15 protein-coding genes are annotated in these 14809 nt (G+C 58.5%); 5 read left to right on the top strand and 10 right to left on the bottom strand.

What is annotated here, in order from left to right; all coding sequences use genetic code 11:
* The first annotated feature begins 6 nt into the window (after window positions 1-6).
* Window positions 7-894, top strand: a complete 888-nt coding sequence (cyoE, locus tag ACCC96_RS14190; RefSeq protein WP_007941628.1) for a heme o synthase — start codon at window positions 7-9, stop codon at window positions 892-894.
* Window positions 895-1026: 132 nt separating this feature from the next.
* On the opposite strand, the gene ACCC96_RS14185 is transcribed toward cyoE, so the two are convergent.
* From ACCC96_RS14185 to ACCC96_RS14170, 4 genes are all read right to left on the bottom strand, one after another.
* Complete coding sequence (locus tag ACCC96_RS14185; protein ID WP_258672416.1) at window positions 1027-1731, bottom strand: hypothetical protein; 705 nt, start codon at window positions 1729-1731, stop codon at window positions 1027-1029.
* Window positions 1732-1867: 136 nt separating this feature from the next.
* Window positions 1868-2383 carry a hypothetical protein gene (locus tag ACCC96_RS14180; protein WP_258672417.1) on the bottom strand — a complete coding sequence of 172 codons (516 nt, stop codon included), beginning with the start codon at window positions 2381-2383 and terminating at the stop codon, window positions 1868-1870.
* A gap of 66 nt (window positions 2384-2449) precedes the next feature.
* A complete protein-coding gene (locus ACCC96_RS14175; RefSeq protein WP_413696154.1) occupies window positions 2450-3973 on the bottom strand; it encodes a sensor histidine kinase in 1524 nt (507 codons plus the stop codon).
* Window positions 3970-4686, bottom strand: a complete 717-nt coding sequence (locus ACCC96_RS14170; RefSeq protein WP_018930163.1) for a response regulator transcription factor — start codon at window positions 4684-4686, stop codon at window positions 3970-3972. Before ACCC96_RS14170 ends, ACCC96_RS14175 begins: the two co-directional genes overlap by 4 nt.
* A 152-nt stretch (window positions 4687-4838) precedes the next feature.
* Between ACCC96_RS14170 and msrB the strand changes: the two genes are divergently transcribed.
* The 3 genes from msrB to msrA are packed head-to-tail and all read left to right on the top strand — an operon-like array spanning window position 4839 to window position 7951.
* Window positions 4839-5354, top strand: a complete 516-nt coding sequence (gene msrB / locus ACCC96_RS14165) for a peptide-methionine (R)-S-oxide reductase MsrB (RefSeq protein ID WP_019651784.1) — start codon at window positions 4839-4841, stop codon at window positions 5352-5354.
* A gap of 43 nt (window positions 5355-5397) precedes the next feature.
* Window positions 5398-7206: a cytochrome c biogenesis protein DipZ gene (locus ACCC96_RS14160; protein WP_413696153.1), complete on the top strand. Its 1809-nt coding sequence runs from the start codon at window positions 5398-5400 to the stop codon at window positions 7204-7206.
* Between the two features lie 28 nt (window positions 7207-7234).
* Window positions 7235-7951 (top strand): peptide-methionine (S)-S-oxide reductase MsrA, encoded by a 717-nt coding sequence (gene msrA, locus ACCC96_RS14155; protein WP_413696152.1) that lies wholly within the window; start codon window positions 7235-7237, stop codon window positions 7949-7951.
* Window positions 7952-7966: 15 nt separating this feature from the next.
* On the opposite strand, the gene ACCC96_RS14150 is transcribed toward msrA, so the two are convergent.
* Both ACCC96_RS14150 and ACCC96_RS14145 read right to left on the bottom strand, forming a co-directional pair.
* Window positions 7967-8980, bottom strand: coding sequence for a sensor domain-containing diguanylate cyclase (locus tag ACCC96_RS14150; protein WP_064616222.1), 1014 nt, complete (start codon window positions 8978-8980; stop codon window positions 7967-7969).
* Window positions 8981-9055: 75 nt separating this feature from the next.
* Complete coding sequence (locus tag ACCC96_RS14145) at window positions 9056-9961, bottom strand: LysR family transcriptional regulator (protein WP_138866847.1); 906 nt, start codon at window positions 9959-9961, stop codon at window positions 9056-9058.
* 102 nt (window positions 9962-10063) lie between these two features.
* On the opposite strand from ACCC96_RS14145, the gene ACCC96_RS14140 reads away from it, so the two are divergent.
* Window positions 10064-11239, top strand: a complete 1176-nt coding sequence (locus ACCC96_RS14140) for an aspartate aminotransferase family protein (protein ID WP_413696151.1) — start codon at window positions 10064-10066, stop codon at window positions 11237-11239.
* Window positions 11240-11245: 6 nt separating this feature from the next.
* Here the strand turns inward: ACCC96_RS14140 and ACCC96_RS14135 are convergent, their stop codons facing one another.
* The 4 genes from ACCC96_RS14135 to ACCC96_RS14120 form a co-directional block, all read right to left on the bottom strand.
* Window positions 11246-11500 (bottom strand): Txe/YoeB family addiction module toxin, encoded by a 255-nt coding sequence (locus ACCC96_RS14135; protein WP_007940443.1) that lies wholly within the window; start codon window positions 11498-11500, stop codon window positions 11246-11248.
* The gene (locus ACCC96_RS14130) at window positions 11497-11751 is read right to left on the bottom strand and encodes a type II toxin-antitoxin system prevent-host-death family antitoxin (RefSeq protein WP_007940444.1); all 255 of its coding nucleotides are present in this window, start codon (window positions 11749-11751) and stop codon (window positions 11497-11499) included. The genes ACCC96_RS14135 and ACCC96_RS14130 overlap by 4 nt, the downstream gene beginning before the upstream one ends.
* Window positions 11752-11979: 228 nt before the next feature.
* Entirely contained in the window at window positions 11980-12507 is a 528-nt protein-coding gene (locus tag ACCC96_RS14125) for an adenylate kinase (RefSeq protein WP_413696150.1), read from the bottom strand.
* Between the two features lie 16 nt (window positions 12508-12523).
* Complete coding sequence (locus ACCC96_RS14120; RefSeq protein ID WP_413696149.1) at window positions 12524-14461, bottom strand: alkaline phosphatase D family protein; 1938 nt, start codon at window positions 14459-14461, stop codon at window positions 12524-12526.
* Window positions 14462-14809: the final 348 nt, after the last annotated feature.

Genomic DNA, 14809 nt, shown 5'->3' with positions numbered 1-14809 from the left:
GTCCGGATGTCCTTTAAGCACTTTATCCAAATCACCAAACCGGGGATCATTTTCGGTAACGTGCTTTCTGTGGCAGGCGGATTTTTCCTGGCCTCCAAAGGGCATGTCGATCTGGCCATTTTCCTGGCCGCGATGATCGGCACGTCCCTGGTCGTGGCTTCCGGTTGCGTGTTCAACAACTGCATCGACCGCGACATCGACCTGAAGATGGAACGCACCAAGAACCGGGTGCTGGTCCAGGGCTTAATCTCCCTGAAACTGGCCCTGGCTTATGCGACCGTCCTGGGTGTCGCCGGCGTTGCGTTGTTGTACAAGGTGGCCAACCCGTTGGCCGCGTTGTTCGCGGTGATCGGTTTTGTCATCTACGTCGGCTTCTACAGCCTGTACCTCAAGCGCAAGTCGGTTCACGGCACGCTGGTGGGCAGTCTGTCGGGGGCGATGCCGCCGGTGATCGGTTACGTCGCGGTCAGCAATAACTTCGACATGGCCGCACTGACGTTGCTGGTGATGTTCAGCTTGTGGCAGATGCCGCATTCCTACGCCATCGCAATCTTCCGCTTCAACGATTACCTGGCCGCATCGATTCCGGTGCTGCCAGTGAAGCGCGGCATTGAAGTGGCCAAGAAACACATCCTGCTCTACATCCTGGCCTTCCTCGTGGCGACCTTGATGCTGACCTTCAGCGGCTACGCCGGCATGAGCTACCTCGCCGTCGCCGCGGCCATGGGCATGTACTGGCTGTACATGGCCTGGACCGGCTACAAGGCAGTGGATGACACGGTCTGGGCACGCAAGCTGTTCGTGTTCTCGATCTTCACCATTACCGCGTTGAGCGTGATGATGTCCCTGGACTTCAAAGTGCCGAGCGAGTTGTTGCTGACGTACGCGCCTTAAGCGTCGGATGCTGTAAAGAAAAGCCCCGCCTTTCGAGAGAAAGGCGGGGCTTTTTCGTTTAATTACGATTGGCATACAGGCAATAAAAATCCCCGCTCTGATGGCGGGGATTTTTGTGTGCAGCGTTTAGCGTTATTGCGCAGTGATGCTGTAGCCGTCGAACGCGGTTTGTTGCTGAAGCGCGGTGATGATGTTCTTGCGGTTGACCGCTTGTTCGGCCCCGGCGTTGTCCAGGAACGTTTCGCTTTCCAGCTCCGCTTCTTCGCCTTCACCGACGAAAGTGAAGCCCAGGAATTCCAGCGCTTCACGGTCAACGTTCAGGCGCGAGCGTGGGGTGCGCAGGGGCAGGGTGACGCTGATGCCGTCCTTGCTGATGGTGAACACTTCGACTTCTTTTTTGGCGCGAGCCGCTTTGCTCTTGCCGCTGCTCGGGTTGCTGATGGCTTGGTGAGTCTGGTTCAGCACTTTCAGCGCCAGGCCATAAACGATTTCCTGGAACGCCGGGTCGTCCTTGAAGCTGGACAGAATGCGGCTGATCGGGAATTTGCTGCTCAGGTCTTCCAGGGCGGCAATATCGGCCGCTTCGGCGTCTTTCAATTGCTTGAGTTCGCCCATCAATTCGTAGGCTTTATCGTCATCGAAGCTGTCGTGAGCCTGGCGAATCGCGGCGCGCAGTTCGCGGATCTGGTCGCTTTCCCGGGTGGATTGAAAAGCGTCCAGAACCATCTCGCTGATGGTCTTGGCCTGAGGCACGTGTTGTGAAAGATTGATGGAGTTTTCGTATTCCGCTTTGGACGACAAGGTGACTACGGATTCAGCGGTATTGGAATCGGACATTGAAATTTCACTACTTCTTTAACTTGGATTGAGGCGAGAAAGCACGGGGCTTTTTCAGGCCGCCTAATCTATTGGACCAGCGCTGTGTTGTCACGGATGAACCGGTGGCTGGTCTGCATTTTTGGTGAGAGCGCTTTTAGCCGACTGACATCTGCGGGCGTTTTGCCTGGAGTGTCAGCAGCACCCGATAAAGTTTCAGCGCCCGCCCGCTGATCAGTCCGCAGACAAAACCCGACGCCGTAGCCTTGAGCAGCACCATCTCAACCGTGACGGCGAACTCCGGATGCACCTCATCCTGATAGCCGAAGTAATAGTTCACGGCAAAAAACAGCAGGTAGAGCACCAGTGTTTTAACCGTGCCCGGCACGATCAGCCCGGTTTCCGGATCATCCAGCTCAATACCTTTGCGCGCAAATACAACCAGTGCCGCGAGGCTGCCCAGAATGACGGCGGCCAACCAGCAGCCAATCGATATTTGAGGGCTCAGCGTCAGGTTCAGCGAGTACAACGACCAGCCGAGCAACAGCGGTGGAGTGACAAGCAACGACGTTTTGCTTTCATGGGTGGGGGACAAGGCTTTGACGCCGTAGTAACAGAGCAGCAGAAAGATCGCATAAACCCATAGAGGGGTGTTTTGCAGGGTGTTGAGCATTACATAGCATCCGTGCCGGGAATGAAGAGTCCGGATAATAGCTGCTGCCATGGCCGATGCTATCGACTATTTCCCCGTCGAATTCATATTCATCGAACGAGTCATCCACTGCTCCGCCGTTTGCTCATCCACCGGCAAGGAGAAGCGAAAAGTCGCGCCGCGTCCCGGCACATCGATCAGCTCGATCTCGCGACCGTGCAATTGCAGTATCCGGTGCACGATCCGCAATCCCAGCCCGCCATCGCGCCGTGCGCCGCCAATGTTGAATGGACGCAGAAACAGACCTTCGCGTAATTCGGGGGTTATGCCGGGGCCGGTGTCGCTGACGGTCACTTCGATAAAAGACCCTTGAGGGCGGAGGCTGAGTTCGATTTCTCCACCTTGGGGGGTGTGGCGCAGGGCGTTATCGAACAGGTTGGTCAGCACCCGCTCGATCAGCCCCAGGTCAGCGCAGGCCACGGCGACGTTGGGGGCGAAGGTGGCCTTGAGTTCAATCTGGCGCGCTTCGGCGCTGAGTTCGAACTTCTGAAAAATGTCCTGCACCAGATCGGTCAGGGAGAAACGCTCCAGCACCGGTTGCACGAAACCGTGTTCCAGCCGCACCAGTTCCAGCAGTGATTGCGCCAGGCCGCCAACCTTGCGGCTTTGATCCAGGGCGATTCCCAGATAACGACGGCGATCGGCGGGGGACAAGGTGGCGTCCTTGAGCGACAGGGTTTCCAGGTAACCGTGCAGCGAGGCCAGCGGTGTGCGCAGGTCGTGGGAGATGTTGGCCACCAGTTCGCGACGCTCCTGATCCTGACGGGTCAGCGAGCGCCATTGTTCACCGAGGCGCGCTTGCATCTGCCGAAAGGCCGCGTCGAGTACGGCTATCTCATCATGGCTGGCGGCCTTTTCTATCGGCTCCGGCTCAGGTTCGGGCGAAGCGGTCGGAACACCGTTGATATCAAACTGACTGACTTTCTCGGTCAAACGACGCAATGGCCGGGTGATCAGGGCAAATGCCGTGAGGCCGGCAATCAGGCACAGCAACGCCACCAGCCCAATGGACAACAATGCGGTATTGAGCGCGGCGCTGGTGGCACCGCGTTCGGCGAAGCGGTCATGCGCTTCGCTGAGCAACACCACATATAGATAACCGGCCGGCTGACCGTTGACCCGCAAAGGCGCGGCGCTGAACACCTTGCGACCGTCGACGCTGCGCGGATCGTCGCCGAGAATCGGCAATGCCTCGCCTTTGAGCAACCGCTGGATCGGCGCCAGATCGACCTGCTCCCGGCGTATCCGCCCCTCGGGCGCGGCGCTGCCGACAATTCGGCCCCCGGTATCCAGCAGATAGACTTCTACACTGGGATTGACCAGCATCAGTTGGCTGAACAGTTCGCGCACGGCATTGGGCATCGGGCCATTGCGGTCCATCAGCACGGTGTCGTGGGCAATGTGTTGCGCCAGATCCCGCGACAAGCCTTGCACCACTTCCAGTTCATGCATCTGACTGGAACGCACCTGCATCCATGCCGAGGTGCCGTAGCACACCAGCAACAGCACGGCGAACACCAGGGACAGGCGCTGAGTCAGGGTCAGCCTCATGGCTGCTCTCCGCTTGCTGCGAATTTGTAGCCACGGCCCCACACCGTGAGGATGCGCGCCGGTTGCGCCGGATCGGCCTCGATCTTTGCCCGCAGGCGGTTGATATGAGTGTTGACCGTGTGTTCATAGCCTTCGTGGCTGTAGCCCCACACCGCATTGAGCAGGTCCATGCGCGAGAAGACTTTGCCGGGCTGACGGACAAAGAAGTACAGCAGGTCGAATTCCCGTGGCGTGAGGTCAAGACGCCGACCGTCGAGGGAGACTTCACGGGTGATCGGGTCGATGGACAGGCCATCGCTGATCAGACTGCCAGCATCCATTTTCAGATTGCGAGCCATGGCGTCGACCCGTCGCAGCAGTGCCTTGACCCGTGCCACCAGCTCGAGCATGGAAAAGGGTTTGGCCAGGTAATCGTCGGCGCCCAGCTCCAGTCCCAGAATCCGATGCACTTCGCTGGAGCGCGCACTGGTGATGATGATCGGTGTGTAACGGGCCATGGCCCGGGCGCGGCGGCAGATTTCCAGGCCATCGACGCCGGGCAGCATCAGGTCGAGGATCAGTGCGTCCCAGCTTCCTTGCTGCAACAGACGCATGCCCTCGTCGCCGTCGGCGCAGTGCACTACCTCGAACTGCTCATCGCGCAGATGCAGGCAGATAAGGTCGGCGATGTGCAGGTCGTCCTCGACCACCAGGACGCGTTTGGTCTGTTCCATGGAGCTCAATCCTTTGTGACGCAATGAACACATTGTGCGGGTTTTCCTGAGGTTGAGTTATCACGAATTATTTAACTCCTCGTGAGGATTTGGCGATCAACTCAAGCCTAGGCTGTGTTCCATGCAAGGCACCTGGAATTTTGGAGAAGGCCATGTTTTCACGGCGACAGTTTCTTGTAGCGAGCGGCGGGCTGGGGGCTGCAGCCCTGGTGATCGGTGTATTGCCAAAATTTTCCACAAGCGTTGCGCTGGTCGATGAAGCCCGCGCGCAGGAGGTTTTCGAGGTGACCCACAGCGACAGCGAATGGCGTGCCCGGCTCAGCGCCGAGCAGTACGAAATACTGCGCGAAGAGGGCACCGAACGGGCCTACAGCAGCCCGCTGAACAACGAGCACCGCAAGGGCGTTTTTGCCTGCGCCGGTTGTGATCTGCCGTTGTTTTCTTCCGACACCAAGTTCGACAGTCGTACTGGCTGGCCGAGTTTCTGGGCCCCCCTGGACAACGCGGTGGCCACCCGACAGGACCGCTCCTTCGGTGTATTGCGCGAAGAGGTGCACTGTCGTCGTTGCGGCGGTCATCTGGGGCATGTCTTCGAGGATGGGCCAAAGCCCACCGGTCTGCGCTACTGCATGAACGGCCTGGCGCTGACCTTCAAGCCACAGGCGTGATCCATGGGCACTTCCTTTCACTCACTTCATGCAGGTCGACGATATGTGGCTTCTGGTCCTCGCTTATCTCGGTGGTGTGCTGACGATTGTCAGCCCGTGCATTCTGCCGGTATTGCCCTTTGTCTTCGCTCGTACCGGGCAGCCGTTTATGAAAAGTGGCTTGCCGCTGCTGGCGGGGATGGCGCTGACCTTCGCGCTCGTCGCCTCGTTGGCGGCGGTGGGCGGCGGTTGGGTGGTGCAAGTCAATCAATACGGTCGCTGGCTCGCGTTGCTGTTCGTTGCACTGTTCGGGTTGACGCTGTTGCTGCCGCAGCTGGCCGAACGCCTGACGCGTCCATTGGTGGCGGCCGGCGGTCGGCTGTCGCAAGCCGCGGGCGTAGATTCCCGGCCGCGTCCCGGCGCTTCATTCCTGATCGGCGTCGCCACGGGCCTGCTCTGGGCACCCTGCGCCGGGCCGATTCTGGGTTTGCTGCTGACCGGTGCGGCGCTGCAAGGGGCAAGCATCGCGACCACCCTGTTGTTATTGGCTTACGCGGCCGGCACCGCCACTTCTCTCGCTGCGGCACTGCTGCTGGGCGGTAAGGTCTTCGCCGCAATGAAGCGCTCGATAGGCGCTGGCGAGTGGCTACGTCGTGGCCTGGGCGTCGCGATGCTGGTTGGTGTGGTGGCGATTGCCCTTGGGCTGGATACCGGGATTCTGGCGCGGGTTTCGACGGCGTCCACCGGCGGCATCGAGCAGGTGCTGGTTAACCGATTGGCCAGTAAGACACCGGCCAACAGCGGGACAATGATGGCGCAGATTCCACGGGCCGGCGATCAACCCGCCGGCAGCATGATGGCCGCTGGCGATGCGATGAAAGTGACCGCGAAGGCGCCGAACGCGCTGCCGATTGAGGGCAGCCTTCCATCCCTGGATGGCGCCGTGCAATGGCTCAACTCGCCCCCACTCACCGCCCAGGCGTTGAAGGGCAAGGTCGTGCTGGTGGATTTCTGGACTTACTCCTGCATCAACTGCCTGCGCACCCTGCCGTATGTGAAGGCCTGGGCCGAGAAGTATCGCGATCAGGGTTTGGTGGTGATCGGTGTCCATGCGCCCGAGTTTGCCTTCGAACGGGATGTGGGCAATGTCACCAAAGCCATGAAGGACCTGGGCATCACCTACCCGGTGGCCATTGATAATGACTACAAGATCTGGCGTGCTTTCAACAATGAATACTGGCCGGCCCATTACTTTGCCGATGCTCAGGGACGCATTCGTTATCACCATTTTGGTGAAGGCAAGTACGCCGAATCCGAACAAGTGATTCAGCAACTGTTGCGTGAGGCGGGAGCTGCGAAAGTCGCGCAGGGGCTGATCAATGCCAACGCCCAGGGTGTTCAACTCGCCCCGGACATGAGTGAAGTGCAATCCCCCGAAACCTATGTCGGCTACCGACGGATGGAGCATTTCGCCTCTGAAACCAGCCTGGTGCCGGACAAGGCGACTGCCTATAAGCCACCGTCACAACTGGCCCTCAATGACTGGAGCCTGGATGGTCAATGGGCTGTCGGTCCGGAGCGGGCCGTTTCAAACGCTGCGGCCAGTCGTATCGTCTATCGGTTTCACGCTCGCGACTTGCACTTGGTGTTGGGCCCCGGTGCTGACGGCAAACCGGTGCGTTTCAAAGTGTTGATCGACGGCAAGCCCCCAGGTGATGCCCACGGTATCGACGTCGCGCCTGATGGCAGCGGCAGCGTCACCGAGCAGCGGTTGTATCAACTGGTACGCCAGACCACAGGCGTAATGGACCGGACTTTCAGCATCGAGTTTCTCGACCCGGGTGTGTCGGCGTATGCGTTTACCTTTGGTTGATAGCCCCCATTCATTCAGGAGACAGCCCATGAAAACCCCATTCAACTGGCGTCGCACATTTCTGGGTTTGGCCGCCGCCAGCGTTATCGGTCAGTGCTCTGCATTCTCGTTCGCAGGCGCCGAAGAGGCGGTCATCATCCCGGCGCCGACGCTTGACGAAACCACCCAGGCGCACAGCGAAACGGCGGTTTTTGCCGGTGGTTGCTTCTGGGGCGTCCAAGGCGTGTTTCAGCATGTCAAAGGGGTGAAAAATGCGGTTTCCGGTTATGCCGGTGGCGCAGCCAATACCGCTCAATACGAGCGGGTCAGCGAGGGTGACACCGGCCATGCGGAGGCTGTCGAAGTGACCTTCGATCCTGCTCAGGTCAGTTACGGAAGCCTGCTGCAGATCTATTTCTCGGTGGCCCACAACCCCACCGAACTCAACCGCCAGGGCCCGGACCGAGGCACTCAGTATCGGTCGGCGCTATTCCCGAAAAGCACCGAACAGCAACGCGTCGCCCAGGCCTACATCACCCAGCTCGGTGCTGCCCATTCGTTCAACAAACCGATTGTCACCAAGCTGGAAAGCTACAACGGTTTCTACCCGGCGGAGGAGGAACATCAGGATTTTCTGACCGAGCACCCGACGTACCCCTACATCGTGATCAATGACCTGCCGAAAGTGGCTCAGTTGAAGCAACTGTATCCGGATCGGTATCAGGAAAAACCAGTATTGGTGAAAGCGGGCATGCAGGGCGGCTGACAGGACGGAGTCGCCTCACCCAGAAATCAGGTTCTTGCCCGCGATTTTCGACCGATACAACGCCTGATCGGCCCTGGCCAGCAACCCGGTCTGTTGTTCTTCTTCAAAGCGCTGCACCACGCCAAAACTCATGGTCACTTGATAGTCCCCGACCGGCAGCAGGCTCGCCAGGCCATGACGGATTCTTTCAGCGAGTGACCTGGCGTCGGCCAACAAGGTATTGGGCAAAATCAGGATGAATTCGTCACCGCCCCAGCGCGCCAACAGGTCGCCTTTGCGCACGCAGTGCTTCACACTCTCGATCACTTGCACCAACGCTGCATCTCCCAGGGCGTGACCGTAGTGATCGTTGATGTTTTTGAAGTCATCGAGGTCCATGGCGATCAGCGACAGGGGTTCGCGGAAGCGTTGGGCGCGGTCGCATTCCTTGGGCAGGGTTTTCTCCAGTCGATAACGATTGGCGATGCCGGTCAGCACATCGGTTTCTGCCAATTTGCGATTTTCTTCGAGTTGAATCTGTAACTGCTGATTGACCCGGGACAACTCCCGAGTGCGTTCTTTGACGATGGCTTCCAGGGATTGATTACGCCGCTCCATTTCTTCGATCAGGCGTTTCTTGTCTTCGATGCTGCGGTGCGCGCCGATCATTCGCGCCACCGAGCCGTCGGCATTACGTGCCAGCACGTAGCCGCGATCCTCGATCCAGGTGTAAGTGCCATCGCGCATGCGGCAGCGATACTCGGCCTGATAACCGGGAGCGCGCTGATCCAGGTAGTCATCAAACAACGCCATGACCCGCGAATAATCGTCGGGGTGGATCACGTTTTCCCAGGTCAACACATTGTTATCCAGGGAATGAGGCGTATAGCCGAGCATCTCGTACCACCCGGGGTTGCGATAGACGAACCCGGTGTTGGCGTTCCAGTCCCAGATACCATCGCTGACCAGTTCCAGAATGGTGTGCAGCATGTCTTCGTTAAAATCTGACAGATCGAACTTCAACGGCTCGATTTTCGATGCCTCACCCATCATCGGTCTCCCTGCCGTCCTGATATTAACGTGACTCGTCAGTCGAGAAGATTAGTTCATGGCGTATTGCCCCGGCTAGTGCTTGCCCCACCACTGCAGTGCAAAGTCAACGAAGCTGCGCAATTTCGGCAAACGGTAGCGGTCCTGGGCATACACCAGGTTCATCGGCCGACTTGGCAGTTGGTAGTCCTGCATCAAGGCCACCAGTTTTCCGTCCCGAAGGTCTTGCTCCACCAGCGCATCGGGCACCATCACGATGCCCATGCCGGTTCGCGCCGCTTGATGCAACCCCGCCGAGCTGTTGATCAACATCGGCCCGCTGACCGCCACCATGACTTCACCTTCGGGCCCCTTCAGGCGCCATTGTTTGGCTACCGAGTGCCAGTCATCTCCGGCCGGGTAGGCGAAGGCCAAACAGTCATGGTGTTGCAGGTCGGCGGGTTTCTCCGGTGTGCCTCGACGCTCCAGATAATCCTTCGATGCGCACAGGGTCATCGTGTAGTCGATGAGCGGGCGAGAAATCATGTTGGACAGTTCGGTAGTGCCCAGACGAATCGCCACATCGAAACCGTTGTCGAGCAAGTCCAGGCGCTGGTTGGTCAAAACGACGTCGAGTTTGACTTGCGGACAGCGCAGGGTGAATTCGCTCAGGGCCGGCGCGAGCCGTTCTGTGCCGAAGGTCAGCGGTGCGGTGATGCGCAGAGTGCCGCTCGGCTCATCGAGGGTTTGTTCGGCCAGGCGTTCGGAATCAGCCACCAGCCCCAGCACTTCGAGACACCGCTGATAGTACGCCGTGCCGAATTCCGTCAAACGCTGACGCCGTGTCGTACGGTTGAGCAAGCGCACACCCAGGCGTTGCTCCAGAGCCCGCAGGTGATTACCGACCATGGTCGTGGACATTTCGCACTGCAAAGCGGCGGCGGTCATGCTGCCGGCCTCCACCACTCTTACGTAAACCGTCATTGCCTGGAATAAATCCATTATCAAGCCCAGCTTTAAAATGATTGAAGTGTTGCAGTGTTTATCCAGCTCAGGTGGCTAACCATACTGCAAAAACACCGACCATTGATGGAGCTTGATGTCATGACCGCCACCTGCCTGATGAGCACTTACCAACCACTGGCCCTGAGTTTCAACAAAGGCCTGGGCACGCGCCTGTGGGATCAGGCCGGTCGTGAATACCTGGACGCGGTGGCGGGTGTGGCGGTGACCAACGTCGGCCATTCCCATCCGCGAATCGTGTCGGCCATCAGCGAACAGGCCGGGTTGCTGTTGCACACTTCCAACCTGTACAGCATCGACTGGCAACAGCGGCTGGCGCAGAAACTGGTTCGGCTGTCGGGCATGGAGCGGGCGTTCTTCAATAATTCCGGCGCCGAAGCCAATGAAACCGCGCTGAAACTGGCGCGGCTTTACGGCTGGCACAAAGGCATCGAGCAGCCGCTGGTAGTGGTCATGGAGAACGCTTTCCACGGCCGGACCCTCGGCACCTTGTCGGCCAGTGATGGCCCGGCGGTGCGCCTGGGGTTTAACGAGTTACCGGGGGATTTCATCAAAGTGCCGTTCGGCGACCTCGCCGCCCTGGAGAAGGCGCAGAAAGCCCACGGCCCACGCATTGTGGCGATTCTGATGGAGCCGATTCAGGGCGAAAGTGGTGTGCAAGTGGCGCCGCCCGGTTATCTCAAAGCGGTGCGCGAGCTCTGTGACCGGCGCGCCTGGTTAATGATGCTCGACGAAATCCAGACCGGCATCGGCCGTACCGGCCAGTGGTTTGCATTCCAGCACGAAGGCATCATCCCGGACGTCATGACCTTGGCCAAAGGCCTGGGTAACGGAGTGCCCATCGGCGCCTGCCTGGCCCGGGGCAGAGCCGCAGATTTGTTCACACCCGGCAGCCACGGCAGTACATTCGGCGGCAATCCGCTGGCATGTCGGGTGGGTTGCACCGTGCTGGAGATCATCGAGGAACAAGGCCTGCTGGAAAACGCCAGACTTCAGGGCGAACGCCTGCTTGCCAGATTGCGCGTCGAACTGGCCGACGACCCGAACGTCCTGGCGATCCGCGGCCAGGGCTTGATGATCGGCATCGAACTCGCCCAACCAATCCGCGACCTGACCCTGATCGCCGCACGGGATCACGGTTTGCTGATCAACGTGACACGGGGCAAGACCATTCGCCTGCTGCCACCGCTGACGATCGATGAGCGGGAAGTGGAAATGATTGTCAGAGGGGTGGGGCGGGCGGTGAAAGCGGCCTGAATGTGCTCAGTAGTGATACCTGCAAAGCACGATGCGCACCTCACCATTCTCGATTGCATAAACCAGACGATGCTCGGAGGTGATTCGGCGTGACCAGAGGCCGCTCAGGTTGTGTTTGAGCGGTTCAGGTTTGCCCAATCCTTCGAAGGGCTCACGCAGGATCGCCTTGATCAGCAGGTTGATTCGTTTGAGCCCGGCCTTATCGTTTTGCTGAAACCACAAATAGTCGTCCCAGCCTTCAGGAGTGAACTCGATATTCATTCTTCGATGAGTTGCCTGACTTTGGTTTTCCCTGCTCGTAGGTTGCCGATTGATTTGATCAGTCGCTCGGCATTGGCTGGAGAACGGAGCAGATAGGCTGTCTCTTCGAGAGCGTTGTACTCCGCCAGAGACATCATCACCACAGGTTCGCCTTTCTGGCGGGTAACCAGCAATGGGGCACGGTCTTCGTTGACCCGATCCATGGTTTCGGCCAGATGTGCACGTGCGGTGGTGTAGTTGATGGTTTGCATGTTGTAGTCCTCGCTCAATGCAAAGAACGTACAGAAATGAGTACATGATGACAAGGCGACACCTACGAGTGGTCATTCCGCAGATGACATATCCACGCTTGGGTTAAAGTATCGCTGAAGCTTCTTCAAGACGTTTCTGCGAACGATGTAATCCCATTCTGACAATCTCGCCAGCTAGTCGTGGCCAATGTAGGAGTCCGATTCGCACGCAGAAAACGGCAGGGACGATCAGTCGGTTGGTTGCACCGCACTGACGAAAGCCGAGACTTCAGCCTGATTCATCAGTTGGCGTTTCGAACCGCTAAACCCTTCAAACAAACGCTGATGCGCGGCAAACCCACTGGAGTCTTCGCGAGTACGGTAGCTACCGGCCCAATCGAGTAACGCAATCATCAACTCTTCCTTCTCGTCCCGCGTCGCTTCTCGCTGGCGAATGTTGCTCACGCAATCTTCGTCCTCCAGACACAGCCAGATCAGCGCAGTGGCCTGCTCCACAAGTTCGCTGACCATCCAGCCGTAAACACCCTCGATAATCCAACGCTCTTCACTCGCCGCCACCCGCGCCATTCCCAATGCCTCGGCGCGGGGACGGGCGATGCTGTGTTCATCAGATGCCCAGTGCATCAGGTCGAGATCAATCCAGGGCACTTGCAGATGCTCGGCCAGTCGTTTGGCCAGCCAGCTCTTGCCCGAGCCGGAGTTGCCGATGATCAGGGTTCGAGTGAGGTTCAGGGTGGCCGGGTAATGATTGCTCATGGTCATTCGTGCAACGTCAGTCGGCTGTTTCGGACATTTCTGGCGCAATCATTCGCGTCTTCGGCGATCCATCCGCGTTAAATTGATAAATATCCTGTGGCTGGCCCTTTTCATTGAAGAACACTTGGCCAATTCCTGCCGAGTTCCACAGCCGTTCCCCAGCTTCGGCGTGTTCGGGAATGTGCGGAACAATGCGCATGCGTCGGCGTTTGGTCAGCCAGTTAAGCGGTGAGCGGGGCGAGTAGAGCCAACGGTTGAGGCGGTCGAACCATTCGAGCAGGGCGGGTGGGAATTCGTTTTTGATGCCGCTGCTGGTGATCTGCCAGATACGCGGACCGGCCTTGCGGTGTCGGATCAATACTTCATAGACGAAGGAATAATGCACATCACCGGACAGCACCACGTAGTTACCGGGGGTGCGGGAGTGTCGGAAAATGTTCAGGATCACCTGCGCCGCGCCGCGGTGGGCCATCCAGTTTTCGGCGTCCACCAGCAGTGGGTAACCGCACCAGCTAAACACTCGCTGCACCGTTTCGATCAGTTTGACGCCGAAGATCGGCGCCGGTGAAACGATGATCGCCGAAGGATGATCGAGCAATTCCTGTTGCAGCTCACTGAGCGCTTCCCAATCCAGCAGGCCCGACGGCTGTTTGAGGTTGATCTCGCTGCGCCAGCGCCGGGTGCGGGTGTCGAGCACCACCAGCGCCGGGCGGGTGGGCAGCACGTAATGCCACTGCTGAAAACTCAGCAGTTCATCGATCAATTCGTCCTGGACCTCGCTGTCGAGGTGATGGTCTTGCCCCGTGACGCTCAATAACCGGGCTTTTTCCAGTACTCTGTCAAACGCATCCGGGTTGTTACCCCAACCCTGACACAACATATAAGCAAGCAGCGCGTTGCCGATGATGCGCTTGGAGAACGGATGGTTGTAGGCCGTTTCCTCCCATTGCGCGGAAAGATTCCAGTCATCGGTAATATCGTGGTCGTCGAAAATCATCAGGCATGGCAAATGCGCCATCGTCCGCGCGACGCCACCCAACCCCGCCTTGAACCCATCGATGCGCGTCTGCTCCAGGGCATAACGCTTGCGTCGTTCGGGCGTCAGTGTCGGTGGTTGCGGCGCGATCAGCGTCCAGGACGTTGGCGACCACACCAGCAGGTACATCGCCATGACTTCGGCGAAGGTCACCAAATGATTGTCGGCGCTGCTGCTGGTGAAAATCGGCTTACGCGCCCCACCGAAAAATCGCTCGCGCAGGGTTTCGTTGCTCTCAAGCACCGGTAACAAATCCGCGCGATGGTAGTAACTGGCAGGATGTTCGTAGAGTCTGGCACTGTCGTTGACCACCGCACCGTCGAGGTGTTCGTCGAACAGCCCCAGGCGTTCGATCAAGGCATGAATCGCACGCAGCATTGGCCCCGCGACATCATCTGCATACACCTGATCGCCGCTCATCATTAATAGAGCAGGACGCTTGCTTGCGTCCGGCTCTGACGCGAGCAACCGGTCGACACACAGCAAGCCATCGGCCGCCGGATGGTGAGGTTTACGGCAGGAGCCATGCAGCAACTGATCGATCTGTGAGCGCAACACAAAGTTCGGGCAGCGCGCTTCGCCATATAGTAGGTGAGGTGCCCACTCGGCGATGCCCGACGGAGCGCCATCCGCCTCGGTGATCAGCAGGTCGTACTCGATCAGCGTGTCGCAGGGCAGGGCGGTGTTCAGTGGTACATCTAGAAGATGAATAAAGGCATGAGTGCCGACGGGAATGATCGTGCATTGATCCGCATCGAGGCGGATATCGATGCCCTGCAGGCGCAGCGTCAGCGCCAGCGCACGCGACCCGACCAGCCAGAGCACCAGCCGCGCTGGTTCCAGGCGCCGCAATAACGGGCCGGCGAGTACGGGTGGTAGTGATTGATGAGCGTCAGCTAGTGGCAAAGACATAGACATCCCGTTCAAGACTCTTGGCGCAGAGGGGCGCGATCATAGCGCAGCTGGTAAAGAGGGCGGGTTTGTCGACGGGGAATGCAAGCAAAGCCTGGATTGCTCATGAGGCAGAAGTCGGTACTGCGCCTAAGCCGCATGGATTAGGTAAAAATAATTACAACAGGTGGTTGACCACCGAATAAAACACTGTATTATTCGCCTCCCGCTAACGAGGAGTTTGAAACTGAGTTGGCGGCAAGTAGTTGAATTTCATGAAGAAAATTTGAAATTTACTGCTTGACAGCAACAGAGGCTGCTGTAGAATGCGCGCCTCGGTTGAGACGAAAGATCTTAACCAACCGCTCTTTAACA

Source organism: Pseudomonas sp. Pseusp11 (assembly GCF_047304405.1).
GTDB lineage: Bacteria > Pseudomonadota > Gammaproteobacteria > Pseudomonadales > Pseudomonadaceae > Aquipseudomonas.
Note: the sequence above shows the minus strand (reverse complement) of the source record. Positions and strands in the feature narration are given on the sequence as shown.

Coding starts and splice junctions, on each gene's coding strand:
- ACCC96_RS14140 (WP_413696151.1), top strand. CDS start 10,064: ATGACCGCCACCTGCCTGATGAGCACTTACCAACCACTGGCCCTGAGT.
- ACCC96_RS14180 (WP_258672417.1), bottom strand. CDS start 2,383: ATGCTCAACACCCTGCAAAACACCCCTCTATGGGTTTATGCGATCTTT.
- ACCC96_RS14150 (WP_064616222.1), bottom strand. CDS start 8,980: ATGGGTGAGGCATCGAAAATCGAGCCGTTGAAGTTCGATCTGTCAGAT.
- msrA (WP_413696152.1), top strand. CDS start 7,235: ATGAAAACCCCATTCAACTGGCGTCGCACATTTCTGGGTTTGGCCGCC.
- msrB (WP_019651784.1), top strand. CDS start 4,839: ATGTTTTCACGGCGACAGTTTCTTGTAGCGAGCGGCGGGCTGGGGGCT.
- ACCC96_RS14185 (WP_258672416.1), bottom strand. CDS start 1,731: ATGTCCGATTCCAATACCGCTGAATCCGTAGTCACCTTGTCGTCCAAA.
- ACCC96_RS14120 (WP_413696149.1), bottom strand. CDS start 14,461: ATGTCTATGTCTTTGCCACTAGCTGACGCTCATCAATCACTACCACCC.
- ACCC96_RS14175 (WP_413696154.1), bottom strand. CDS start 3,973: ATGAGGCTGACCCTGACTCAGCGCCTGTCCCTGGTGTTCGCCGTGCTG.
- ACCC96_RS14125 (WP_413696150.1), bottom strand. CDS start 12,507: ATGAGCAATCATTACCCGGCCACCCTGAACCTCACTCGAACCCTGATC.
- ACCC96_RS14170 (WP_018930163.1), bottom strand. CDS start 4,686: ATGGAACAGACCAAACGCGTCCTGGTGGTCGAGGACGACCTGCACATC.
- cyoE (WP_007941628.1), top strand. CDS start 7: ATGTCCTTTAAGCACTTTATCCAAATCACCAAACCGGGGATCATTTTC.
- ACCC96_RS14130 (WP_007940444.1), bottom strand. CDS start 11,751: ATGCAAACCATCAACTACACCACCGCACGTGCACATCTGGCCGAAACC.
- ACCC96_RS14160 (WP_413696153.1), top strand. CDS start 5,398: ATGTGGCTTCTGGTCCTCGCTTATCTCGGTGGTGTGCTGACGATTGTC.
- ACCC96_RS14135 (WP_007940443.1), bottom strand. CDS start 11,500: ATGAATATCGAGTTCACTCCTGAAGGCTGGGACGACTATTTGTGGTTT.
- ACCC96_RS14145 (WP_138866847.1), bottom strand. CDS start 9,961: ATGGATTTATTCCAGGCAATGACGGTTTACGTAAGAGTGGTGGAGGCC.